Here is a 22554-nt window from a genome sequence, read left to right on the forward strand (position 1 = left end):
CGATGACCATATCGAAACAGGAACCGATCGCACGCACAGAACATGGCCCGCGTGGGCAGGGCGCTGATGCATCGTCCATTCTCTCCGTGCTTGAATGGCTGGCTGGCGACGAATGCCACTCCATCGACGAGGCCGGCCTTCTTGCCGGTCTCGGAAAGCGACTTCGACAGATCGGACTGCCGGTCGACAGGCTGACACTCCACCTGATGACGTTGCATCCCGAAATCCTGGGGCGCACGCTCGCATGGGCGCCGGGCGAGCCGATCGAAGTGCACGACAGGGAGCACGGCATGAAGATGGCTTACGCCACGAGCCCACTCCGCAAGGTCATGGATTCCCGCGAACCGATGATTGTTGACGCAAACGACAAGATGTGGCCCTGGCAGCATATCGACGTGTTCGAGGGCAGGGGACTGGTCCAGCTCATGATCGCGCCCTTGTGCAACGCCGACGGGCCGGTGAGCGCAGCCGTGTTCGGAACCCGGCGTCCATCGGGCTTCACGCTTTCCGAAATCCACGTCATCGAACGGATACTGCCAGCGCTTCGCAACACGTGTGAGATGCGCGTCATGCGACAGGCCGAATTGTCCCTCCTTGACGTCTATATCGGCCCAATGACGGCGCAGCGCATTCTGGCTGGACGGATCAGGCAAGGGGAGATCGAGACGATGGAAGCAGCGCTTTTGCTCTGCGACCTGCGCGGCTTTACCGAGTTGTCGAACCGTTTGCCGGACGAAAAGGTGCTCGAACTTCTGAATGCCTATTTCGACGTCGTGGTGCCGGCCATCACCAGCCAGGGCGGCGAGGTCCTCAAGTTCATGGGCGACGCTGTGCTGGCGTTCTTCCCAAATTCCGACGCGGCCACCGCATGCGAACAGGCGCTGGCGGCGACCGGCGAAATTCTTGAGGAGCTCTCCCGGTTCGTGCTGGATGGTGTCCGTATCGATGCGGCAGTCGCGCTCCACTACGGCCGCGTCAGCTACGGCAATATCGGATCAGGCCGACGGCTGGATTTCACCGTGATCGGTGCGGACGTAAACCTTCTTAGCCGCATCCAGACGGCATGCGGTACACTCGGGAAGGCAATCCTCATGTCGGACGCCTTCCGCCGGCACTCGGGGAGCGAGAGCGTCGTGAGCACCCAACTCCACCATTTGAAGGGTTTCCAGGATCCTGTCGAACTTTTCACGACCTCGAATTCCCGGGGGAAGCACCGGACGCTGCTATGAGGCTGCTTCACATACTCGACCGCTGGAGGCGGCTATCCCTCAGGAGGGAGTGGCCGCCGTCTGTGCGGGTTCATCCACGATTGTCGGTGGTCAGGAGCGGCTGATCCTTCCAAAGTTTCGGAAAAAGCTTGTTTAGGGCATCCACTTTTGGCTGTTCGACAAACGCAACGTATGGCTGGGTCGGGTTGTGAACCAGGTAGTCTTGATGGAAAGCCTCGGCTGCGAAAAACGCTTTACCCGGCTCGATCGTTGTGACGATTTTCGACTGAAACGACTTGTCGGCGTCCAGCTGCTCTATGTAGCTCTTGGCCACTTTGGCTTGGTCAGGGGTCTGGGGAAAAATTGCAGATCGATACTGTGTTCCGACGTCTGAGCCTTGCTTGTTGAGTTGCGTCGGGTCGTGAGCTACCGAGAAAAATACCTGCAGCAACTTGCCGTAGGTGATTTTCCGGGAATCGTACACGATCTGGACCGCTTCAGCGTGTTGTGTTGTGCCGGTTTCCGTAAGCTCGTAGGTTGCGGTTTCTGCCGTGCCACCTGCATATCCCGCTTTTGTCGAGACGATTCCGGTTACATGCTGGAAGATGCCTTGAGTTCCCCAAAAGCAGCCGCCGGCGAAGACTGCAGTTTGCAGCGGCGCGCGGTCGATCACATCATGGACCGGCGTTGCCAACACCTTTGGCTGCTCGGCCGCGGCGGTTCCGTGCGTCAACCAGTATGCATAGAAGGCTCCCAGCAGCCCTCCGGCGAAAATAAGCGGTCGGACTGGTCCCGCCCGGCGAGCACATGACATCAGAGTACGCAATTTTTCTCTCCTCAGCGAGATGGATGTTAGGACGCGCTCTGGAACAGCGCTCGTTCGCTGAGAACTCACACTGTTGATGTATCGTTGATGTGTTGAGCCTTCCGACGTTTTGTAATCCAACCCTTTCGATGGCTAGCCAGATACAATAGGCGACAATTCACCCGCGCGCTTGCCTCAATAATCGGTCGTCAATCTGGCGGGCTGATCGCCCTGCTGCCCTTGCTCCGGCAGCCCCTGACATTTGTCCATTTGATTGGTGGAGCCGCAGGCTGGCAACACTGAAACTGCTGTGTAATCCACTGTAATATCGTCGTGGCAAGACATCTGCCGATACAATTCGTCAAACTTCAGCACACATCCGAGATACATCCATCTCGCACACCGTGGGGGTACATTTTCAAACCCCATACGGAGTTTTCCGATGACGTCCTTCTCTCTCAATATTAACCGGCGCAATTTCATGGCGACAGCGGCGATTGCCGGCGCAGCTACTGTGCTCAAGCCCGCGATGTCTTTTGCGACGGCTGCTGCATCAGATGAAATCCGCCCGTTCAAGGTGAATGTGCCGGACAGCGCTATCCAAGACCTGAAGCAGCGCATCGCGAACACGCGCTGGCCCGCGAAGGAAAATGTGTCTGATGACTCCCAGGGTCTTCAGCTTGAACGCCTGCGGAACCTCGTTGACTACTGGGGCACCGATTACGATTGGAGGAAAATCGAGGCCAAATTGAACTCACTCCCGATGTTCATTACCGAGATTGACGGTTTGGACATTCATTTCATCCACGTTCGGTCCAAGCATGAGAATGCCCTGCCGCTTATCATGACGCACGGATGGCCGGGCTCCGTCCTTGAAATGCTCAAGGTTATCGATCCGCTGACAAATCCGACCGCGCATGGCGGTACCGAGGAAGATGCGTTCCATCTGGTTGTCCCGTCGATCCCGGGATTCGGCTTCTCCGGCAAGCCGGCTGTACGTGGCTGGGGATCCGACCATATCGGCCGCGCATGGGCGACGCTGATGCAACGGCTTGGATATGAGAAGTATGTTTCCCAGGGCGGTGACTGCGGATCGGTCATTTCCGAGCGCATGGCGCACCAGAACGTCCCAGGATTGCTCGGCATTCACCTCAATATGCCAGCGGTGGTTCCCAAGGAGATCGTCCGTATTCTCGCGGTCGGCGATCCGGCCCCTGCTACCCTCGATGGCAAGGAGAAGGCGGCGTTCGACAAGCTGGCGGAGTTCTACAGGGATAACGCAGGCTACGCACAAATGATGGTCACGCGTCCTCAGACCATCGGCTACTCGCTGGACGACACGCCGGTCGGAATGGCTGCCTGGATGTACGACAAGTTCGTTACCTGGACCTATAGCAACAAGCAGCCCGAGAAAGTCCTGACCAGGGACGAGATGCTCGACGACATCTCTCTCTACTGGTTCACCCAGACAGGGACATCTGCCGCTCAGATCTACTGGGAAGACAAGACGAACAATTTCAATGCTCTCGGCACCATCCCCTCCGTTCCAGTGGCCGTCAGCGTCTTTCCGGGTGAAATCTTCCAGGCGCCCAAGTCCTGGACCGAACGCGCATTTGGGAACCTGATCTACTTCAACGAAGTGAACGACGGCGGACACTTCGCCGCCTGGGAGGCCCCGGATCTATTCACCAAGGAAGTCCGTGCGGCGTTCCGCTCGCTGCGCTCTGCCTAACCGGATGGCCGCCCTTTTGCGGCGGCCAACCACTTCACACCAACAAGTTGCCTGCGGGAAGCTATCAGCTGTCGACCGCCAATTCCCCGAGGCATCGACGTCAACCGTTGGTCATTGCGCATTCTGCTGGCGAGGCATCGGGCAAGGCAGCTGTCTAGCACCGATTGGCGGCCTCTAACCGGCCGAGGGTCTTGTGGTTGACCACGCATAAGATGTTCAGGCGATTGTTCATATCGTGCACAAGCGCGGTGGCCACGCACACATTCCCACAGAGAAGGATCGCAAGGACACCCATCGACCTCTTGACGCGTCTCCATCTTTGAGAAATGCTAAGATGTCAGACCAATTTAAGAGTCCGGCTGCCTATAAAAATCTGGGGAACCATGAAGGCATCAATCAGCGACAGGCCGCTTATCCGGCCGCTTCCGGCAATGGATCGGGCACGCCAGGTGACCGATGCACTGGCCGAGTATGTGCAGAGCGCGCAGCTGAAGGCAGGCGATCGGCTGCCGGCGGAGCGTGAGCTGATGGCGGCGCTGGTGGTTGGCCGTTCGACGATCCGCGAAGCGATCCGTCATTTCCAGGCGCTCGGCGTCATCGAGACACGCAAGGGCAGCGGCACCTATCTGCTGAAGCCGGTTTCGAAGGCGACGATTCACATGCCGCTGTCGCTCGATACCGGTCATCTGCGCGACGTTCTGCTGCAAACTCTCGAGGTCCGCCGAGGGATCGAGTGCGAGGCCTGCATGGTCGCTGCGCGCAAGCGTACCGACAAGGATCTCATCCTGATCGAGCAGAATCTCAACGAGATGGAGCGCGTCCACATCGAGAAGGGTACGTCGGGCCCGGAAGACCTCGCCTTCCATCTGGCGATCTATGACGCCACCCACAATCCGCTTTTTCGCCAGCTTCTCGAGCAGATGCGCGAGACGTTCTGGCAATTCTGGGAGCACCCGTTCGAGCGCGAGGATTTCGCCCGCCGCTCCTTCCCCTTTCACCGCACGCTCTTCAACGCGATCGCTGCCCGGGATGCCGAGGCCGCGCGGGAAGAGACACTGAAAATCCTCGAAGTCGTCGAGGAAGATATCAAGGAAATGTCGAAATGAATAACGGCGCAGACGCGTTCGATCTTGCCTCGCTCATCACTGCACACGACGAAGGAAACTTCGCCGAGGCCGTCGTGCCGCCGATCTTCCAGACGTCGCTTTTCACCTTCTCCAACTATGACGATATGATTTCCTCCTATCGTGGCGAGAAGGTGCGCCCGATCTACACACGTGGCCTCAACCCGACCGTCCGCATGTTCGAGGAAATGCTGGCAAAGCTCGAAGGCGCGGAAGATGCGCTCGGCTTTGCAAGCGGCATGGCGGCGATCTCCTCATCGGTGCTGTCTTTCGTCGAGCCGGGCGACCGGATCGTTGCTGTCAAGCATGTTTATCCCGATGCCTTCCGGCTGTTCGGCACGATCCTGAAGCGCATGAAGGTTGAGGTGACCTATGTCGACGGGCGCGATGAAGAAGCCGTCGCCAAGGCGCTGCCCGGTGCCAAGGTCTTCTACATGGAAAGCCCGACGAGCTGGGTGATGGAAGCCCACGACGTCGGCGCGCTTGCTGCACTTGCCAGGAAGCATGGCGTCGTCAGCATGATCGACAACAGCTGGGCGACTCCATACTTTCAGCAGCCAATCTCGCTCGGTGTCGATATCGTCATCCATTCGGCCTCGAAGTATCTCGGCGGCCACAGCGACGTCGTCGCTGGCGTTATTGCCGGCTCGAAGGAGATGATTGCCCGCATCAAGGCGGAAGCCTATCCCTATCTTGGCGGCAAGCTATCACCGTTCGATGCATGGCTTCTGATCCGCGGCCTGCGCACCTTGCCGATCCGCATGCGGGCGCATGAGGCGGCAGCGATGACGATCGCCAAGCGCCTGCAGGAACTCGACGTGGTGGAGACCGTCTGCCATCCGGGTCTGGCGAACCGCCTGCCTTCAGGCCTGAACGGCACGTCTGGCCTGTTCTCTTTCATATTCCGCGAGGGCGTCGATATTCGCGCCTTTGCTGATCACCTCAAGCTCTTCAAACTGGGAGTGAGCTGGGGTGGACACGAAAGCCTGATCGTACCAGGCGAGGTCGTCCTTCAGCAGAAGGCTCAGCCGAATTCCGCGCATACCTTCGGGATCCATGCGCGGTCCGTACGCCTCCACGTCGGTCTCGAAGGAACCGAAGCCTTGTGGAAGGACATCGAGGCGGCATTGGCGGTCGCCTCTTAAGTTCACAACCTGAAAAACCTGAAAAGGGGGAGCAAGCATGAAAAGACTGATCACCGCCACTCTACTCGCCACGATGATGGCTGGTACGGCACTTGCCGATACCACGCTGAAACTGGTCGAGGTCATCACCAGCCCCGAGCGCACCGAGACCTTGAAGTCGATCGTCGCGAAATTCGAGGCGGCGAATCCCGGCACCAAGGTCGACATCATCTCGCTGCCCTGGAACGAAGCCTTCCAGAAGTTCGCCACCATGGTTTCGGCCGGCGATACGCCTGACGTGATGGAAATGCCCGATACTTGGCTGTCGCTCTATGCCAACAACGGCATGCTTGAGAGCCTCGAGCCCTACCTCGCCAAGTGGGAGCACACCGCCGGCCTGACGCCGCGCGCTCTGGAACTCGGCCGCGACGTCAAGAACACCGCCTACATGCTGCCCTATGGCTTCTACCTGCGCGCGCTGTTCTACAACAAGAAGCTCTTCCAGGAAGCCGGCGTTGCCGAGCCGCCGAAGACACTCGACGATTTCGTCGCGGCCTCCGAGAAGGTTTCCAAGCTTCCGGGCAAGTCCGGCTACTGCCTGCGCGGCGGTCCGGGTGGCCTGAACGGCTGGGTGATGTTCGGCGCGACGATGGCCGGCTCCAACAAGTTCTTCAATGAAGACGGCACCTCGACCATGAACAGCGAAGGCTGGGCAAAGGGTCTCGAATGGGTCGTCGACCTCTACAAGAAGGGCCTGACCCCGAAGGACAGCGTCAACTGGGGCTTCAACGAGACGGTCGCCGGCTTCTATTCCGGCACCTGCGCCATGCTCGACCAGGATCCGGACGCTCTGATCGCGGTCGCCCAGCGCATGAAGCCCGAGGATTTCGGCGTCACCAAGATGCCGGTCGGCCCGAGCGGCAAGGGCTTCACCACGATCGGCTTTGCTGGCTGGTCGATGTTCACCACCAGCCAGAACAAGGATCTGTCCTGGAAGCTGATCGAGACGCTTGAATCGCCGGAAGGCAACATCGAGTGGAACAAGCGCACGGGCGCTCTTCCGGTTCACACCTCGGCCGAGAAGGACCCCTTCTACGCCAGCGAACAGTTCAAGGGCTGGTTCGACGAACTGGCTGACAAGAACATCGTTCCGACCGTGATGCCGACCTACCTCGAGGAATTCGCCTTCTTCAAGGATTCGCTCGCCATCAAGACGACGCAGCAAGCGCTTCTCGGCGATATCACGCCGAAGGAACTGGCTGACCAGTGGGCAGACTATCTGACCAAGGCGCAGCAGAAGTTCCTCGCCAAAAAGTAATGGACCACCGGCGGCGGACTTGTCCGCCGCCTCCTTCACTGTCTTGTGACGGCGCAGATTGCGCCGCAAAACGGATTTTGCCTGATGACACTCACTGCCGATACGCTGGAAAGGCGCCAGGATCGTCGCCCTTGGCCAAAGCGCGTCGCCGATGCGTCCGAACCATATCTCTACAGCGCCCCGTCACTGATCCTGATAATTGCGGTGATGCTGGTGCCGCTGGTGATCGGCGTGTCCTACGCATTTCGCGACATCCAGCTGCTCAATCCGTTTTCCGGTGGCTTCATCGGGCTCGACCATTTTCGCGCACTCTCGAAAGATGCCGCCTTTTATGGCGCGCTGAAGAATACGCTCTGGTGGACGGGCGCCTCCGTCCTGCTGCAGTTCATCTTTGGCCTCATTCTGGCGCTTCTGCTCGACAAGCCGTTCTGGGGCAGGGGTGTCGTGCAGGCTCTGGTCTTCCTGCCCTGGGCCGTCCCGTCCTTCCTTGCCGGTCTCAACTGGGCGTGGCTCTTCAATCCGGTGATCGGGCCGATCCCGCATTGGCTGTTCGGGCTCGGCCTGATGAGCGAACCTAACAACATCCTCTCCGATCCCCAGTATGCGATGTGGGGACCGATTATCGCCAATGTCTGGTGGGGCATCCCCTTCTTCGCGATCACGTTGCTTGCGGCGTTGCAGGCTATCCCGCGTGATCTCTACGAGGCCGCTTCCATCGACGGGGCCGGCTGGTTCCAGCGCTTCCGTTCGATCACCTTGCCGTTCCTCGCGCCGACCATTGCGATCACCGTGCTGTTGCGCACCGTCTGGGTGTCCAACTTCGCCGATCTGATCGTCGTCATGACCGGCGGCGGGCCGGCCGACCGGACGCAGATCGTCGCAAGCTACATCTTCACGCAGGCGTTCAAGCGCCTGGACTTCGGATACGCCTCGGCGATCGCGCTGGTGCTGCTGGTGCTGCTGCTTGCCTATTCGATGCTGATCATCCTGCTGCGGCAGACCCTGCTGAACAAGGATTGATGCCATGAAGCGATCCATTATCCCGACCATTGCGCATCGTCTGGCGATTCTCTGCTATATCGTCTTTGCGCTGTTTCCGCTGTTCTGGCTTCTGAAGGTTTCGGTGACGCCGAACGACCTGCTTTATACCGAGGGCGTTCGGATGTGGCCGTCGCGGACGACGTGGGAGCATTATACCTTCGTCATCCAGCACAGCGCCTTCCCGACGTTCTTCAAGAACAGCCTCATTGTCTCGGGCTCGACGGCGATCGTTGTCACGATCTGCGCCTCTCTTTCCGGTTATGCATTGTCGCGGTTCAATTTTCGGGCCAAGTACTGGATCGTCGCGTTGATGTTGCTGACGCAGATGTTCCCGCTGGTCATGCTGGTCGCGCCGATCTTCAAGATCCTGACGCCACTGCATCTGACGAACAGCCTCACAGGTCTCGTCGTCGTCTACACCGCCTTCAACGTGCCCTTCGCGACCTTCCTGATGCAATCGTTCTTCGACGGCATCCCGAAGGACCTCGAGGAAGCGGCAATGATCGACGGCGCCACGCAGTTCACCGCCTTCCGGCAGATCATCCTGCCGCTGACGTTGCCCGGCATCGCGGCAACGCTCGGCTTCGTCTTCACCGCCGCTTGGAGCGAGCTGCTCTTCGCGCTGATGCTCATCAACGGCAACGATGCGGCGACCTTCCCGGTCGGGCTTCTGACCTTCGTTTCCAAGTTCTCCGTGGATTTCGGGCAGATGATGGCGGCGGGCGTGCTCGCGCTCATCCCGGCCGGTCTCTTCTTCCTGCTCATCCAGCGTTATCTCGTCCAGGGCCTAACGGCCGGCGCGGTCAAGGGTTAATCAAAATGGCATCGATCGATATCCAGAACGTCAAGAAGGCCTATGGTCCCGTCAAGGTGCTGCACGACGTCGACCTCAGGATCAAGGACGGCGAGTTCGTCGTGCTCGTCGGCCCATCCGGCTGCGGCAAGTCGACCCTTCTGCGCATGATCGCCGGCCTCGAGGACGTTACCGGCGGCGAGATCCGCATCGCCGGCAACCGCGTCAACGAGCTGCATCCGAAGGACCGTGACATCGCCATGGTGTTCCAGTCCTACGCGCTCTATCCGCACATGAACGTCGCCGGCAACATGAGCTACAGCCTGAAGCTCAGGAAGACGGCCAAGGAGAAGATCGCCAGCGCCGTCGGTGCCGCGGCCTCCAAACTCGGCCTCGACCCGCTGCTCGAGCGCCGGCCGAAGGCGCTATCCGGTGGCCAGCGCCAGCGCGTCGCCATGGGTCGCGCGATCGTGCGCCAGCCGAAGGCCTTCCTGTTCGACGAACCGCTGTCGAACCTCGACGCGCGCCTGCGCGAACAGATGCGTGCGGAAATCAAGAAACTGCATGGCGACCTGAAGGCGACCTCGATCTACGTCACCCACGACCAGATCGAGGCAATGACTCTGGCAGACCGGATCGTTGCCATGCACGGCGGCGTCGTGCAGCAGGTCGGCAGCCCGCTTGAACTCTACGATCGCCCGGCGAACCTCTTCGTCGCCGGCTTCATCGGCTCACCAGGAATGAATTTCCTCGATGCAACCTACGCGGATGGCGGGATCAAGCTCAAGGACGGGACCATCGTGCCGCTGGCGGCTCCGCTATCGCTGGCAAACGGCGCCAAGGTCACGCTCGGCATCCGGCCGGAGCATGTCGTCATGGCTGATGGGGGGCAGGGCATCACTGCCGCTGTCGAGCTGATCGAACCGACCGGCTTCGGCATCATCCTGCACCTGTCGCTTCACGGCCTGCCGTTCAAGATCTTCACGCAGAACCGCGAAGCGCTGGCGGCAGGCCCGCATGTCAACGTCGTATTTCCTGCCAAGCATCTCCACGTGTTCGACGACGCCGGAAATCGGGTCGACTAGACCCGATTTACGTCGGCAGGAGGCAAAGGCGCTTTGCCTAGCTTTGACTTGCGGCCACGGTAACTGGCACACCCTTGTATGAGGGGGTGCCGGAAAGCCTGTCGTAGTGTCGCAGCGACACGACGGCATTCATCTCGGGATAGTAGCCGGCAATTGATCCGCGCGGGATGTTGTACTCGACCGCCGTGAAGCGGCTAACGCGATGCGATGTTTCGTCAGAGCCGACCAGCCCGCGGATATCAATCAGATCGCCGTCCTTGAGCCCGCGACCGGCCAGATCGTCCCTATTCATGAAGATCACGTCTCGCCGCCCGAAAACGCCGCGATATCGGTCGTCGAGACCGTAAACGGTCGTGTTGTACTGGTCGTGGCTGCGGATTGTGGTGAGGACAAGCGCCTCGGGATTGCGGATCAGCGGATCCTCGTCCAGCCCGGGAGCGACCAGGAAGTTTGCCTTGCCCTTTGGCGTGTTCCACCGGCGGAATGACGCCGCGACGTCGAGCCGGAAGCCGCCGCGGATGCGCACGCGTTTGTTGAACTCGTGAAAATCGGGGAACACCTCTTCGATCTTGTCGCGCACGCGGTCGTAGTTGGCGATGAGGCCGTCCCAATCGATACCGTAGCGATCGCCGAGCGTTGCCTTCGCAATATTGGCGATGATCGCGGGCTCCGACTTCAGTTCCTCACTCGGCGGCTTCAGGAAACCGCGGGAGGCGTGAACCATCGACATGGAATCCTCGACGGTCACCGATTGCGGACCTGATGCCTGCGTATCCAGGTCGGTCCGTCCGAGACACGGCAGAATAAGCGAGGTCTTTGCGGTCAGCAGATGCGAACGATTGAGCTTGGTGGCGATGTGAACGGCAAGGTCGAGCTTGCGCATGCCCGGAAAGGTCGCTTCCGGGTCGGACATCGCAACCGCGAGATTACCGCCGAGGCAGATCAGCGCCTTGGACTCTCCTGCGATAATCGCTTCGATTGCCTCGACCGCATTGTGGCCCTTTTCGCCCGAAGGCCTAAAGCCGAATGCTCGTTCCATTCCGTCGAGCAGAGCCTTGTTCGGGATTTCGGTTATGCCGACGGTGCGATCGCCCTGCACGTTCGAATGACCGCGGATCGGGGCAATGCCAGCACCCTGGCGGCCGAGATTGCCGCGCAGCATCAGCAGATTGGCGATCTGCTGCACGTTGCCCGTGCCGTTCGCGTGCTGCGTGATCCCCATGCCGTAACAGATGATCACGTTCTTTGCGGTAAGATAGACGCTGGCAGCACTCTCGATCGCTTCCCTTGAGAGCCCGCCGACAGTGACGATCTGGTCCCAGCTTGTTGCCTCAACATCCGCGCGCACCGCTTCCAGTCCGTCGGTATGCTCCTCGATAAAGGCGCGGTCCAGCAACCCAGCGCCACCATGATCAAGATCGGCCGCGTCGCGCTCGAAGATCACTTTCATCATGCCTTTGAGGACAGCAAGATCGCCACCTGTTCGAACCTGATGATAGGCCGAGGCGATCGGCGTCGACGACAATGTCGCCATCTCGATCGGATCTTGCGGTGCGGCGAAGCGCTCCAACGCCCGTTCCTTCAGCGGGTTGAAGACGACGATCGGAACGCCGCGGCGTGAAGCATTGTGGAGCGTCGTCATCATGCGCGGGTGGTTGGTGCCCGGATTGTGGCCGAAACTGAAGATGGCGTCGGCGAAATCGAAATCTTCCAGCGTCACCGTCCCCTTGCCGACACCGATCGACATCGGAAGCCCGACGCTCGTCGCCTCGTGGCACATGTTGGAGCAGTCAGGAAAGTTGTTGGTGCCGAAGGCGCGGACGAAGAGCTGGTAGAGAAACGCAGCCTCGTTGGACGCGCGTCCGGATGTGTAGAACTCGGCCTTGTTCGGATCGTCGAGCTTGTTCAGCTCTTCGCCGATCAGCTTGAACGCGGCGTCCCATTCGATCGGCTCGTAGCGATCGCGATCCGTGTTGTAGTGAAGCGGCATCGTCAGCCGCCCGGCGTCTTCCAGCTGGTGGTCGCTCCAGGTCCAGAGTTCGGAGACGGTGTTGTTTTCGAAGAGGTCCGGTCCCGACCGCTTGGCCGTGGATTCCCAGGTGATCGCCTTCGCGCCATTCTCGCAAAACTCGAATGACGATGTATGTTTGGGGTCCGGCCACGCGCAGCCGGGGCAGTCGAAGCCTTCCGGCTGATTGGCCTTCAGCAACGTCATGGTGCCTTGCGCAACCACCTGCTGATGGGCCAGCGTCTTGGCGACGGCCTTGAGTGCACCCCAGCCGCCGGCAGGCTGGTCATACTGTTCAATGCCTTCCGGGCGCTGATCCTTCATGTCCGAACTCCTTCGATCCTGCATGGCCAAGGCGGCGGCAGATCATTGATGGGCCTATCAGTCATACGAGATTAGCAACGGCCTTGAGCCGCGCCCATTATACAGAAGCATAGGGTGTTGTCGCGCGTTCGCCAGGGACGCGAATGTGAGACTGTCGGATGCCGGGACCGCGGAGCGAGTGATAACGTTCAGGCGACTGTGGTTTGATGAAAAGGGCGAGGATTTGCGGGTGACGGCGGCGCAGATCGTCCTCGACGTTTGCAATCGCCTGCTCCACACCGGCCTTCGAAAGCTCTTCGGTAAACCAGACGCTGAGGGCAACGATCAATTGCTCAGGCGCAAGATGCGCACTGATAACGCCGTTCACTGCCTGGACCGTCGGATTCCTCTTCGTGTCCTCGATGATTTCGGCAACCACGGAGGGATCTGCGGGCACGCCGATGAGCAGTGACATGCTTTGTGAGGCCAGCTTGAAGGCGGTGACCGTCAGAATGCCGGCAATTGCCAGCGATGCCAGGCCGTCAAAGCGCGGATCTCCTGTCAGATGCGAAGCGACCAGTCCGCCGGATGTTACCAGTATCCCAGCCATCGAAGCGACGCCGCCGAACAGGATCGTCGAAGCCGTCGGATCGCGCCGGCGTCGCAGAAATTGGAGCAGGCTGTCGTGGCCGCGTCCAACGCCGGTGCGACGCACCGCAGCCCAAAGCGCCGCCCCGTCAACCATCGCGGAGCAGGCGAGCACGATGTAGCTGATCGTCTCATCGGAAATCGGCTTCGGCCGTGCAATCTGATGAAGGCCATCGAGGAGCGCGATACCGGCCCCGAAGGCAAAAATCAGGACGGCGACGACAAAATTCCAGAAATAGACCTCGCGACCGTATCCCAACTGGTGCTCGGAATTCGCCTTTCTGCCTGATGCAATCAGGCCGTAGAGCAGGATGATCTCCGTTCCCGCGTCAACAAGCGAATGGACGCCTTCGCTCGACATCGCGGTACTGCCCGATATGTAAGCCGCAACAAACTTTATCGACGCAATCACGAGGTCGGCCACAAGGCTGATTGCGACGGTTCCGAGACCGCTCTGTGTCGCTGTGATCGACCACGAAAGGTTGGTTACGTTTCCTTGCATCTGCCGCTCCTGTCGTGGCTTTCAAAAAAGAAGGGCCGTCTCCGGGGCGGACGGAGACGGCCATGGCGGATCTTGGGAGGATCCGCGGCTTCGGCGGAGGGGAGGGGCGCCGAAGATCGGTAGCTGGGAGGGTGCTACCCGCCTCGTTGAGGGGTGAGGCGATAGGTAGAAGCTAGACTGATCGGGCAGACGGCGGAACTGGACTTAGGTATGGGTCGGATCAACCCCCCGCATAGTTCGCTTGTATAGCCTGTGGCGGATCATCGGACCACGTTCTGCAAGGCCGTTGGCGGTCGACTGCTATCTTTCCCGAGAGGGCGAACGGTGCCGCAGGCCGAATGTGCAGTTTCGCCTATACCCACGGATAGATGTTTTTCGAGAAGGGCAAGCATAGAAGGCTACTCGATCCCGGCGGAAGCAAGCCGCAGCGGTTTGCCACGGCGCCCGAGGGATCGACACCTTGTTCCCATGGACGGAGACGATCATGCTGATGAACAGAAGAACTTTTTCCACTGCCCTTGTGGCTGGCGCGGCAGCATCCCTGCTTGTCAAATCCGAAGCCATCGCCAAGACAATCACCCCGAATGTTCGAAACGTCGTCTTCGTGCACGGACTGTTTGCCGACGGATCTTGCTGGTCGAAGGTGATCGCCCGCCTTCAGGCGCAGGGTCTGAATTGCACTTCCGTGCAAAATCCGCTCACGTCCCTTCCGAACGCGCTGGCTGCCGCACGGCGTGTCCTAGATCGCCAGGACGGGCCGACGGTGCTGGTCGGCCATTCCTTCTCCGGCGTCATCGTCTCGGACGTGGGCGTGCACCCGGCGGTGTCGTCGCTCGTCTATATCGCGGCGCGCGCACCCGATGCAGGCGAAGACTACACGGCACTCGCAAAAGAGTATCCGACGCCTCCGGCGAGCGCAGGCATTGTCTTCGATGGCGATGAGGGCAGACTTTCCGAGCAGGCGTTCCTGCACGATTTTGCCGGTGATCTGCCGGAAGCTGAGGCGAAAGTGCTCTACGCGGTACAGCAGCCGTTCCACAAGACACTTCTTTCAGGCGTCACCGCCAATGCGGCCTGGCGGTCGAAGCCAAGCTACTATGCCGTCTCGGCAGAAGACCGCACAATCAATCCCGACCTCCAGCGGTTCATGGCCAAACGCATGAACGCAACCACGATCGAGCTAAAGGCGAGCCACTTGTCGCTGATTTCACAGCCGGACGCGGTCTCGCAGCTTATTCTGAGAGCCGCCGGCGCAGAGCACGCATGAACTGTGAGAGATCCGCAGGTCCGCTTGTCGTATCCAAGGCGACGAGCGGACCTGCAGTTGACCGGATGCTGCGTCCATACCTTGAGATAGCTTGGTTTATATCCCAGAATGCCTATCCTGACGGACAATGCGGGGAACTCATTATGCTGAACGATACCGTGGTCTCGTCGATCCCGTTTGAAGCGCCAGTTGGTCAGCAGACTTTGATCGACCCGTTCAAGCGGGCCGTGACCTATCTGCGCGTCTCCGTTACCGATCGCTGCGACTTCCGCTGCACCTATTGCATGGCCGAGCACATGACCTTCCTGCCGAAACAGGAACTGCTGACGCTCGAGGAGTTGCACCGGCTCTGTTCCGCCTTCATCGCCAAGGGTGTGCGCAAGCTGCGGCTGACCGGCGGCGAGCCGCTGGTGCGCAAGAACATCATGTATCTGGTGCGCGAACTCGGCAAACAGATCGGCTCCGGCCTCGACGAGCTGACGCTGACCACCAACGGCTCGCAGCTTGCCCGCTTCGCCGACGAGCTCTACGCCGCAGGTGTCCGCCGCATCAATGTCTCGCTCGACACGCTCGATCCCGACAAGTTTCGCCAGATCACCCGCTGGGGCGACTTCCACAAGGTGATGGAAGGGATCGATGCCGCCCAGAAGGCCGGTCTGAAGATCAAGCTGAACGCTGTGGCGCTCAAGGATTTCAACGACGCCGAGATGCCTGACATGATCCGCTTCGCGCATGGCCGTGGCATGGATCTGACCGTCATCGAGACCATGCCGATGGGCGAGATCGAGGAAGACCGGACCGATCGTTACCTGCCGCTGTCGAAGCTGAGGGCCGATCTCGAAGAACAGTTCACCTTCTCCGACATCGGCTACCGCACCGGCGGTCCGGCCCGCTATGTCGAGGTCAGGGAAACCGGCGGCCGGCTCGGCTTCATCACGCCGATGACGCATAATTTCTGCGAGAGCTGCAACCGCGTGCGGCTGACCTGCACGGGCACGCTCTACATGTGCCTTGGCCAGAACGACGCCGCCGACCTGCGCGCCGCCGTGCGCGCTACCGAAGACGATGGGCTGCTCTATGCGGCGATCGACGAGGCAATCTCGCGCAAGCCGAAAGGCCACGACTTCATCATTGATCGCACCCACAACCGCCCGGCCGTCGCCCGCCATATGAGCGTCACCGGCGGGTAATGAAATTACGGAAAGGAACAGCGCCATGACGGAAGAACGCCCACCATTCCCTCCTTATACGATGGAGACCGCGGCCCAGAAGGTCCGCGCCGCCGAGGATGCCTGGAACAGCTGCGATCCGCACCGGGTTTCGCTTGCCTACACGGTCGATAGCGAATGGAGAAATCGCGCTGAGTTCGTCAACGGTCGCGACGCCATCGTCGCCTTCCTGAGCCGCAAATGGGCGCGGGAGCTGGAATACCGGCTCATAAAGGAATTATGGGCGGTGCATGAAAACCGGATCGGAGTGCGCTTCGCCTATGAGTGGCACGACGATTCCGGCAATTGGTTCCGGTCATACGGAAATGAGAACTGGGAATTCGCGCAAAACGGCCTGATGCAGCGCCGTTACGCTTGTATCAACGATCTGCCGATCAAGGAGCAGGATCGCAAGTACAGATGGGATCGCGGCGCGCCCCGCCCAACGGACCACCCCGGCCTTTCGCAGCTCGGACTTTAACGGAAATCCATCAGCAACCATGCGGCTCGAACGGAGCCGCATGGCGCTTTGGGATACGTATCTCCCGGACGCGATGTACCTGCGTCCCATGCGAACTAACCCTACGTATAGTGTTTGTGATCGCGCAATCCTCCTAGACTTCCTTCCACTCGAAGCAAAGGAGATGGTGATGATTGATGCTGATCTCATGCACTCAGGCGCGCATCAGGCCGCGGCCAGGCGCATAACCGCGCTGATCGTCGATCCGGAAGTAGGCTTGGCGTCGCCTCTGGTCGAGCGTCTCGTCGACGAAGGGCTTCACGTCTGCCTCGCCGATAGTGCTGAAGCGGCTGAACGACATCTCCGCGAGCGCGAAATCTCCTTTGCAGTCGTGGAGCTCGTCCTTGACGACGGCGATGGCGTCGAAATCGTGGAAGCTATCGCCAACAGCAATCCGGGCTGCCGGACCCTCGTTCACAGCCGGTTCTGCAATCTGTCTAATGCGGTATCCGCCATCAAGGCCGGTGCAAGCGACGTTCTCCCGAAACCGACGGAAACGGACTTTCTCGTTGCTTTGCTGCTGGATAATGCCGGCGTCGAGCCGCGCTTCCTGTCGTCCTTCCCCGCACCCAACAGCGTCCGCCAGGAGCATATCAGGGATGTCTACATGGCGTGCGGCGCCAACGTGGCGCGGGCGGCACGGCAGTTGTCGATGCACCGCAGAACGTTGCAGCGTCTGCTCAAGCGCTCCCCAATGCTCTGAAGGTCGTACCGATGCAGTCACCGCGCCCGCTTTTAGCTCTCACCCGTCGGCTCTCGTTTCGAGATGGTCGGTTCTCCGCAAATTCGCGCGTCGTGCCCGAGGAAGTGCCGGTTGCGATCTCCTACGCCGGATCGTCACACGCTGTGATGATGGCAACGCCGGGTGATCTCGAGGATTTCGCTGTCGGGTTCAGTCTCACGGAAGGCATCATCGGTTCCCCGGATGAAATCGCGGAGATCGAGGTCGTCGAGACCGGCATGGGGATCGACATCCAGATATCACTCAACGAGGATGTCACGCAGGCGCTGCGCGCCCGCAAGCGCAGTATGGCAGGGCCAGTCGGCTGCGGCCTGTGTGGTATCGAATCCATCGAGCAGGCCGTGCGAAAGGTACCACAGGTCTCGAGCACAGGTCTTGCCCTGGCTGCGGACGACCTGCCTTACGCGATATCCCTGCTGAACCGCTCTCAGCCGCTACATCGCGAAACACGCGCGGTCCATGGTGCGGGCTTCTATGTCCCAGGTCAGGGGCTTGTCGCCACACGCGAGGATGTCGGTCGGCACAACGCTCTCGACAAGTTGTGCGGTGCCGTCGTGCGTGCCGGCGGAAACGGTGCGAAGGGCGCCGTCGTGGTCACGAGCAGGATCTCCGTCGAGATGGTACAGAAGACGGCAATTCTGGGAAGTCCGGTGCTGGTCGCAATCTCTGCGCCGACCGCGCTTGCAATCCGGACGGCCGAAGAGGCGGGCATGACCCTCGTCGGTCTCGTTCGCGGCAACGATTATGAGATATTCACCGGTGAAAGCAGGATCTCGTTTCCTGCAACGATCGGACAACTCCGCCATTTCGGCTGACGTGCCGCGGGCGGCTGTGAGCGCTCGTCGGTCAGCGAACGTCCTCAAAAGAAATGATCGGAGTAGTCTCCGAGCCCCGAAAGCTCACGCCAGGTCTTGACATGACTTTGTCAAGTGTCAGGCTGCTATGGGACAAAGGGGGATGAGAATGTTCGATATTGGAGCGACGTATCGGTTCGTCTTGATTGAAGGGACATCGGAGGGCTGGGGAGAGAACGACTTCACGGATACTGTGATCGATATCGATGGGCCGTTACTCAAGCTTTCTTCCGGCAGGATCATCAACTCGCATTCTTCGCTGTTCGTCAGTGCTACGCTGATCTCGATGATTGCTTCGGCGTCATCCGTGGAGGAGGAAGTCGAAGACACGGAAGCGCTCGCTTAACAGGCGATCTGGGCTCGCCGCCGCCTTTGATAAATCTGTGGGAGGAACACGGCGCCGAGCGACGCCGTGCCTCCGTCTCAATCAGCGCGGCATCAGTGCCGGCTGATCAGCCGGGAACTTGGCGATGTCGGCAACGCCGACATTGAGGTGCTGCGCGACCAGTGCCGCCGGCGTATGGGTCAGCCAGGAGGACAGGCCAATCTCTTGGTACTCGGCCACCTTGAACACGGCGACGAACTGCAGGTCTGTGTTGCCGGTGTTCTCGATGATGTGGCCCTGGCTTTTCTTGACATATCCGATGTCGCCGGGGCGGAAGTCGGCTGTCTGGCTGCGCGGGCCAGCGTCGAACACCGTCATGCGGCCTTCGCCCTTGATCCAGTATTGCCACTCGTCGGCATTCGGGTGCCAATGCATTTCCCGCACGGCGCCCGGCTTGATCGTCTCGATCGCCGCCGCGATGGTCTTGGACACCTTGAAGATGCTGCTGTCGGCAAGATGGATCGTGCCCGACGAGTTCTGCTTCAGGGGCGCCGATCCCGTCAGCCTGTAGGTGAAGGGATAAGGCGGCAGGCCGGCGGAGGCGACGGCTTCCTGATCTTCGGAAAGCGGGCCGGGCTCCTTGCCCTGGAATATCCAGAGGTCCTGCAAAGGAATGTTCTTGAAGGTTTCCTGGGGAACGCCGAAATTCTTGGCCAGCAACTCCGGAGAGGTATGCGCGAGCCAGTCGGTCAGAAGCAGCGTGCCATACTCGGACTGATCGCCTTCGTCGAAGACGATCACGAACTCGCAGCCATCGGGACCAAGACCCTGCAGCGAATGCGGAAAGCCTGCCGGGAAATACCAGAGATCGCCCGCCTCGACGTCCTGCACGTAGGCGCGCCCCTGAGCATCGAGAACCGTCACGCGGCAGCGCCCGTTGGTCATGATTGCCCATTCGGCGGCACGGTGCCAGTGCATCTCGCGGACGCCGCCGGGACCTAGACGCATGTTGACGCCGGAGACGGCGTCGGAGATGGCAAAATCCGACTTGGTGACCTGACGTGCCCAGCCGCCATTCTGGATGCGCTTGGCGGCATTGTTGAACGAGCCCCAGAACAGCTGCATGTCACCTACGTCAGTTGCCGGCGGGCTCTGAAACGAGGGAAACTGCTCGTTGATCGCAGGGTTCTTCGGGCCGGGATCCGAGAGGCCGCCGGGATTGGCATTGATGGCGCCTTCGGCCGGTTGATCCGGATTGCCAAAGGTAGCCGCATGGGCGGCGCCCGCCGCGAGGGCCGTGCCTCCCATTGCTCCAAGGGCAAGCACTGTGCGTCTTGAAAGAGAGTCCATAGCTATCACTCCGTTAGTTTCGATGAATTAGAGCTGCCGCGCCGGCCCCTCAGCGATTCAGGCCTGACAGGCCGGCAGTCGTCACTTGCTGTCGCCTACGCGGTACCGCTGAGATGGGCAGGCACTTACTGCATTGAATATGCCGGAGCCTCGACCGGTACGGCGGCTACGCTTGCAGTCGCTGCGGTTGGTTCTATGTCGACGCCCCACAATGTCGCTGCGCTAAGGCTTGCAAGCCCGACCCTCAACGCGATCGCAGCGATGGCGTATCGCCGATGGTTTGAGGGAGCGCGAAGGATGCGGATCGTCGTCATCATGGACACCGGCATTGCATGAAATGGTTTGTCTCGACCGCGCGCCAAGGCCCACGATCGAAACAAAGCACGCAAAAGGAGATCGAAGGGTCACGCCAAGCGCAACTAGCGGCAGTCTCAGTTCGCCAGGCGCAGCTTGAGCGCGGTCACGCCGACCGCCAGATTCAGTCCGACGTCGCCTTCAAGGGAGACTGGCTGCAGCGAAAGGGTCTTTGCGCTTCCGCCGACGAGCACGTTGGCTCCGGCACCAATACCGACGCTGGCGTCGGCTGTTACGCCGCTATAGGTTCCCTGCAGACCGGCAACCGGCTCGCGCGTTGCGTTGTAGACGAGCCAAAGCATGCGGCCCTTCTCGACCGTGCCAACATCGAGGCCGAAGTCGGTGATGTTTCCGACGTAGTGCTGCGTCGCGCCGGAAGTTGTCGGCGTGAAGGTACAATCCACATCCTGCTTGGATCCGACGATGACACCGATGCCGGCGGAGACGTCGCAGTCGAGCTTTCCGACTTCCGCGCGTTCGGCGTTCGCAACCGCAGGCGCTGCCAGCATGCCGGCGGCGAGCAGCGAGAGCAGATATGATTTTTTCATCGTGAAGATCCTTTCTTGGGAGTTGGTGGCTGGTTGATGCTCAGAAGGATAGGAGCCCAGCGCACGCGCCGAAATCAGCCGCTGGTTTAGAAAGGGTCATACCTAAGTTTAGGGCCCGCCCTGCGCGCGCCGAAGTCGCCGGTCACCTAAACCAAGGTACAGCTTATGGATGTTCTCCATCGCGCTAAGAACCTCTGTGCCTCAACAACGTCACAGGACCGCCATGGACTTCAATGCCCCAAACCAGTCCAGCCTTGCCCTCGAAATGGGGACACCCCGGTTCGGGCCGTTCTGACCGGGCTTTGCAGCAGGCTGTCCGCTTGGCCGCAGTTGCTACACTTCAGGGAAACGAGCCTTTGCAAGCTCTTCTCTACCAGATCGCCGGCGAGTTGCGCGCGAGGCGTGGCGAGATCCATCGTGAATCCTGGGGGCCGCTGCTGGTCGGCAAACTGGCAGCGTCGGTTGAACGCCTCGAGGCTGAGATGCTGACGCAATCGTGAGCCCGGCACGCCATTTAAGATGCTCCGCGGTTAGGTCTGCCACCCCTGCACAAGTTTCTGCAAGCAGGGCACCTTCGCCCGCTCCCGACCCGTCTGCCTGCTGTCTTTCGCCTACGAATTCCGGGCGATCCTATGCCTCAGTATAGTGGGCAGCGGAAGGAGTCCCTGCTAATTTAGCTTTGAGAAATCGCGGCGAGCTGCGGCTTCGTCCGTCTCGTCAGCAATCGAACCTCGCGAAGGATAGGAGAATGATTTCGTTCACGAATACGCATCTTTCGGAAGAGGACGGCTTACTGTCCCTCAGCCTGCGGCTGCTTAGCTATCGCTCCGGTTCCTCCTACACGCTTCGGTGCGAGCTCCGGCGCGATACGCCGATGAACGCCGTCATGACGAATTTCGATCAACGTCTCCAATCCCTGCGCAGATCCATCGACAACTCCGTTGCCGGCGACTGAATCCTTCGTAACGCTCCTTCCATGAAATCTCTTCCATCCAATCGCATCGAGAGCGCCGTTGACCGGCGCCTGATGGCGCTCGACGGCGCCATGCACAAGCTCATGCCATCATACGCGCTGCAATTCTTCATGATCGGCCATTTCCCCGAAGCGGATCGCAGCGGGCTTCTCGAAAACCTCCTCGTCTCCAACTGGCCGGCCGATCTGCTTGTCCGGTACGAAGCGACCGACATGTTCCGGGAAAGCCGGATCGTTGCGAAGCTCAAGGAGAGCATTCTGCCAGTCTGTTCCGATGCGTTGCTGTTTGCGCGTGCGCGGGATGCGGGTGTGAAAAGCCGATTGGCAGGTGTCTTTTACGACGATGGGTTTGCCAACACGATTGGCCTGTCGCTGCATGATGCCAATCGCCGACAATACCTGATGCTGCTCTCCGGGTCAGGGCTGCCCCTGGCTGAGCAGGCACTTCCCTCGCTCGTATTCGAGCTCATGAAAGCGCTCGATGGCTTTGCTGCTGGCAAGGACAAGAAGCATCCGCTATCGGCTCGCGAATTGGACTGCCTGCGCTGGTCCGCAGCCGGCAAGAGCAGTGAGGAAATCGCGGTCATCCTCGATCTCAGCAGCCACACCGTAAACAGCTACATGCGCTCGGCAATCGAGAAACTGGATGTCGTGAACCGCGTCCAGGCGGTCGCTACGGCATGTCGCCTTCGCTTGATTTGAACATTGTCTTGGACGCGTGG

At 60.2% G+C, this 22554-nt stretch carries 23 protein-coding genes; 18 read left to right on the top strand and 5 right to left on the bottom strand.

Going from position 1 to position 22554, the window contains the following annotated elements; genetic code table 11:
• The first annotated feature begins 2 nt into the window (after positions 1–2).
• Complete coding sequence (locus FZ934_RS19190; RefSeq protein WP_153272535.1) at positions 3–1229, top strand: adenylate/guanylate cyclase domain-containing protein; 1227 nt, start codon at positions 3–5, stop codon at positions 1227–1229.
• Between the two features lie 70 nt (positions 1230–1299).
• Here the strand turns inward: FZ934_RS19190 and msrA are convergent, their stop codons facing one another.
• Positions 1300–2034, bottom strand: a complete 735-nt coding sequence (gene msrA / locus FZ934_RS19195) for a peptide-methionine (S)-S-oxide reductase MsrA (RefSeq protein ID WP_246737975.1) — start codon at positions 2032–2034, stop codon at positions 1300–1302.
• A gap of 421 nt (positions 2035–2455) precedes the next feature.
• Between msrA and FZ934_RS19200 the strand changes: the two genes are divergently transcribed.
• The 7 genes from FZ934_RS19200 (at position 2456) to FZ934_RS19230 (ending at position 10230) form a co-directional block, all read left to right on the top strand.
• Complete coding sequence (locus tag FZ934_RS19200) at positions 2456–3745, top strand: epoxide hydrolase family protein (RefSeq protein ID WP_153272536.1); 1290 nt, start codon at positions 2456–2458, stop codon at positions 3743–3745.
• A 383-nt stretch (positions 3746–4128) separates the two neighbouring features.
• The gene (locus tag FZ934_RS19205; protein ID WP_153272537.1) at positions 4129–4851 is read left to right on the top strand and encodes a FadR/GntR family transcriptional regulator; all 723 of its coding nucleotides are present in this window, start codon (positions 4129–4131) and stop codon (positions 4849–4851) included.
• Positions 4848–6014, top strand: a complete 1167-nt coding sequence (locus FZ934_RS19210) for a PLP-dependent transferase (RefSeq protein WP_153272538.1) — start codon at positions 4848–4850, stop codon at positions 6012–6014. The genes FZ934_RS19205 and FZ934_RS19210 overlap by 4 nt, the downstream gene beginning before the upstream one ends.
• A gap of 37 nt (positions 6015–6051) precedes the next feature.
• A complete protein-coding gene (locus tag FZ934_RS19215; protein ID WP_153272539.1) occupies positions 6052–7311 on the top strand; it encodes an ABC transporter substrate-binding protein in 1260 nt (419 codons plus the stop codon).
• Positions 7312–7395: 84 nt separating this feature from the next.
• Entirely contained in the window at positions 7396–8331 is a 936-nt protein-coding gene (locus FZ934_RS19220; protein WP_153272540.1) for a carbohydrate ABC transporter permease, read from the top strand.
• A 4-nt stretch (positions 8332–8335) separates the two neighbouring features.
• Positions 8336–9166: a carbohydrate ABC transporter permease gene (locus tag FZ934_RS19225; RefSeq protein WP_153272541.1), complete on the top strand. Its 831-nt coding sequence runs from the start codon at positions 8336–8338 to the stop codon at positions 9164–9166.
• Positions 9167–9171: 5 nt separating this feature from the next.
• Complete coding sequence (locus tag FZ934_RS19230; RefSeq protein ID WP_153272542.1) at positions 9172–10230, top strand: ABC transporter ATP-binding protein; 1059 nt, start codon at positions 9172–9174, stop codon at positions 10228–10230.
• A 37-nt stretch (positions 10231–10267) separates the two neighbouring features.
• Here FZ934_RS19230 and FZ934_RS19235 read toward each other — a convergent pair whose 3' ends face one another.
• Both FZ934_RS19235 and FZ934_RS19240 read right to left on the bottom strand, forming a co-directional pair.
• On the bottom strand, positions 10268–12562 hold the full coding sequence (locus FZ934_RS19235) for an FdhF/YdeP family oxidoreductase (RefSeq protein WP_153272543.1): 2295 nt from the start codon (positions 12560–12562) through the stop codon (positions 10268–10270).
• 97 nt (positions 12563–12659) lie between these two features.
• Positions 12660–13691, bottom strand: coding sequence for a cation diffusion facilitator family transporter (locus FZ934_RS19240; protein ID WP_153272544.1), 1032 nt, complete (start codon positions 13689–13691; stop codon positions 12660–12662).
• A 484-nt stretch (positions 13692–14175) separates the two neighbouring features.
• Here FZ934_RS19240 and FZ934_RS19245 point away from each other — a divergent pair, with 484 nt between their 5' ends.
• The 6 genes from FZ934_RS19245 to FZ934_RS19270 all read left to right on the top strand — a co-directional run bounded on the left by FZ934_RS19245 (position 14176) and on the right by FZ934_RS19270 (position 18628).
• Entirely contained in the window at positions 14176–14958 is a 783-nt protein-coding gene (locus FZ934_RS19245) for an alpha/beta fold hydrolase (RefSeq protein ID WP_153272545.1), read from the top strand.
• 143 nt (positions 14959–15101) lie between these two features.
• Positions 15102–16148, top strand: coding sequence for a GTP 3',8-cyclase MoaA (gene moaA, locus FZ934_RS19250; protein WP_153272546.1), 1047 nt, complete (start codon positions 15102–15104; stop codon positions 16146–16148).
• A 25-nt stretch (positions 16149–16173) separates the two neighbouring features.
• Complete coding sequence (locus FZ934_RS19255; protein WP_153272547.1) at positions 16174–16647, top strand: DUF1348 family protein; 474 nt, start codon at positions 16174–16176, stop codon at positions 16645–16647.
• Between the two features lie 169 nt (positions 16648–16816).
• On the top strand, positions 16817–17389 hold the full coding sequence (locus FZ934_RS19260) for a response regulator transcription factor (protein WP_194273849.1): 573 nt from the start codon (positions 16817–16819) through the stop codon (positions 17387–17389).
• 11 nt (positions 17390–17400) lie between these two features.
• A complete protein-coding gene (gene fdhD / locus FZ934_RS19265) occupies positions 17401–18243 on the top strand; it encodes a formate dehydrogenase accessory sulfurtransferase FdhD (protein WP_153272549.1) in 843 nt (280 codons plus the stop codon).
• 148 nt (positions 18244–18391) lie between these two features.
• Positions 18392–18628, top strand: a complete 237-nt coding sequence (locus FZ934_RS19270) for a hypothetical protein (protein ID WP_153272550.1) — start codon at positions 18392–18394, stop codon at positions 18626–18628.
• 81 nt (positions 18629–18709) lie between these two features.
• Here FZ934_RS19270 and FZ934_RS19275 read toward each other — a convergent pair whose 3' ends face one another.
• Positions 18710–19957, bottom strand: a complete 1248-nt coding sequence (locus tag FZ934_RS19275) for an oxalate decarboxylase family bicupin (RefSeq protein ID WP_153272551.1) — start codon at positions 19955–19957, stop codon at positions 18710–18712.
• A 195-nt stretch (positions 19958–20152) separates the two neighbouring features.
• On the opposite strand from FZ934_RS19275, the gene FZ934_RS19280 reads away from it, so the two are divergent.
• The gene (locus tag FZ934_RS19280; protein ID WP_153272552.1) at positions 20153–20293 is read left to right on the top strand and encodes a hypothetical protein; all 141 of its coding nucleotides are present in this window, start codon (positions 20153–20155) and stop codon (positions 20291–20293) included.
• A gap of 95 nt (positions 20294–20388) precedes the next feature.
• Here FZ934_RS19280 and FZ934_RS19285 read toward each other — a convergent pair whose 3' ends face one another.
• Positions 20389–20859 carry a DUF992 domain-containing protein gene (locus tag FZ934_RS19285; protein ID WP_153272553.1) on the bottom strand — a complete coding sequence of 157 codons (471 nt, stop codon included), beginning with the start codon at positions 20857–20859 and terminating at the stop codon, positions 20389–20391.
• Positions 20860–21215: 356 nt separating this feature from the next.
• Here FZ934_RS19285 and FZ934_RS19290 point away from each other — a divergent pair, with 356 nt between their 5' ends.
• The 3 genes from FZ934_RS19290 (at position 21216) to FZ934_RS19300 (ending at position 22534) form a co-directional block, all read left to right on the top strand.
• Positions 21216–21359 (top strand): hypothetical protein, encoded by a 144-nt coding sequence (locus tag FZ934_RS19290; RefSeq protein ID WP_153272554.1) that lies wholly within the window; start codon positions 21216–21218, stop codon positions 21357–21359.
• A 248-nt stretch (positions 21360–21607) separates the two neighbouring features.
• A complete protein-coding gene (locus tag FZ934_RS19295) occupies positions 21608–21814 on the top strand; it encodes a hypothetical protein (protein ID WP_153272555.1) in 207 nt (68 codons plus the stop codon).
• A 21-nt stretch (positions 21815–21835) separates the two neighbouring features.
• Complete coding sequence (locus FZ934_RS19300; protein WP_153272556.1) at positions 21836–22534, top strand: helix-turn-helix transcriptional regulator; 699 nt, start codon at positions 21836–21838, stop codon at positions 22532–22534.
• Positions 22535–22554 lie beyond the last annotated feature (20 nt).

Source organism: Rhizobium grahamii (genome assembly GCF_009498215.1).
In the GTDB taxonomy this organism is placed as follows: domain Bacteria; phylum Pseudomonadota; class Alphaproteobacteria; order Rhizobiales; family Rhizobiaceae; genus Rhizobium; species Rhizobium grahamii_A.

Excerpts from the sequence above, each read along its gene's own strand:
- FZ934_RS19230 (WP_153272542.1), top strand. The coding sequence starts at position 9,172 with ATGGCATCGATCGATATCCAGAACGTCAAGAAGGCCTATGGTCCCGTC.
- FZ934_RS19225 (WP_153272541.1), top strand. The coding sequence starts at position 8,336 with ATGAAGCGATCCATTATCCCGACCATTGCGCATCGTCTGGCGATTCTC.
- FZ934_RS19240 (WP_153272544.1), bottom strand. The coding sequence starts at position 13,691 with ATGCAAGGAAACGTAACCAACCTTTCGTGGTCGATCACAGCGACACAG.
- FZ934_RS19300 (WP_153272556.1), top strand. The coding sequence starts at position 21,836 with ATGAAATCTCTTCCATCCAATCGCATCGAGAGCGCCGTTGACCGGCGC.
- fdhD (WP_153272549.1), top strand. The coding sequence starts at position 17,401 with ATGCAGTCACCGCGCCCGCTTTTAGCTCTCACCCGTCGGCTCTCGTTT.
- FZ934_RS19205 (WP_153272537.1), top strand. The coding sequence starts at position 4,129 with ATGAAGGCATCAATCAGCGACAGGCCGCTTATCCGGCCGCTTCCGGCA.
- FZ934_RS19295 (WP_153272555.1), top strand. The coding sequence starts at position 21,608 with ATGATTTCGTTCACGAATACGCATCTTTCGGAAGAGGACGGCTTACTG.
- FZ934_RS19270 (WP_153272550.1), top strand. The coding sequence starts at position 18,392 with ATGTTCGATATTGGAGCGACGTATCGGTTCGTCTTGATTGAAGGGACA.
- FZ934_RS19285 (WP_153272553.1), bottom strand. The coding sequence starts at position 20,859 with ATGAAAAAATCATATCTGCTCTCGCTGCTCGCCGCCGGCATGCTGGCA.
- FZ934_RS19260 (WP_194273849.1), top strand. The coding sequence starts at position 16,817 with ATGATTGATGCTGATCTCATGCACTCAGGCGCGCATCAGGCCGCGGCC.
- FZ934_RS19275 (WP_153272551.1), bottom strand. The coding sequence starts at position 19,957 with ATGGACTCTCTTTCAAGACGCACAGTGCTTGCCCTTGGAGCAATGGGA.
- FZ934_RS19245 (WP_153272545.1), top strand. The coding sequence starts at position 14,176 with ATGCTGATGAACAGAAGAACTTTTTCCACTGCCCTTGTGGCTGGCGCG.
- FZ934_RS19210 (WP_153272538.1), top strand. The coding sequence starts at position 4,848 with ATGAATAACGGCGCAGACGCGTTCGATCTTGCCTCGCTCATCACTGCA.
- moaA (WP_153272546.1), top strand. The coding sequence starts at position 15,102 with ATGCTGAACGATACCGTGGTCTCGTCGATCCCGTTTGAAGCGCCAGTT.
- FZ934_RS19215 (WP_153272539.1), top strand. The coding sequence starts at position 6,052 with ATGAAAAGACTGATCACCGCCACTCTACTCGCCACGATGATGGCTGGT.
- FZ934_RS19280 (WP_153272552.1), top strand. The coding sequence starts at position 20,153 with ATGTCGACGCCCCACAATGTCGCTGCGCTAAGGCTTGCAAGCCCGACC.
- FZ934_RS19255 (WP_153272547.1), top strand. The coding sequence starts at position 16,174 with ATGACGGAAGAACGCCCACCATTCCCTCCTTATACGATGGAGACCGCG.
- FZ934_RS19220 (WP_153272540.1), top strand. The coding sequence starts at position 7,396 with ATGACACTCACTGCCGATACGCTGGAAAGGCGCCAGGATCGTCGCCCT.
- FZ934_RS19235 (WP_153272543.1), bottom strand. The coding sequence starts at position 12,562 with ATGAAGGATCAGCGCCCGGAAGGCATTGAACAGTATGACCAGCCTGCC.
- FZ934_RS19190 (WP_153272535.1), top strand. The coding sequence starts at position 3 with ATGACCATATCGAAACAGGAACCGATCGCACGCACAGAACATGGCCCG.
- FZ934_RS19200 (WP_153272536.1), top strand. The coding sequence starts at position 2,456 with ATGACGTCCTTCTCTCTCAATATTAACCGGCGCAATTTCATGGCGACA.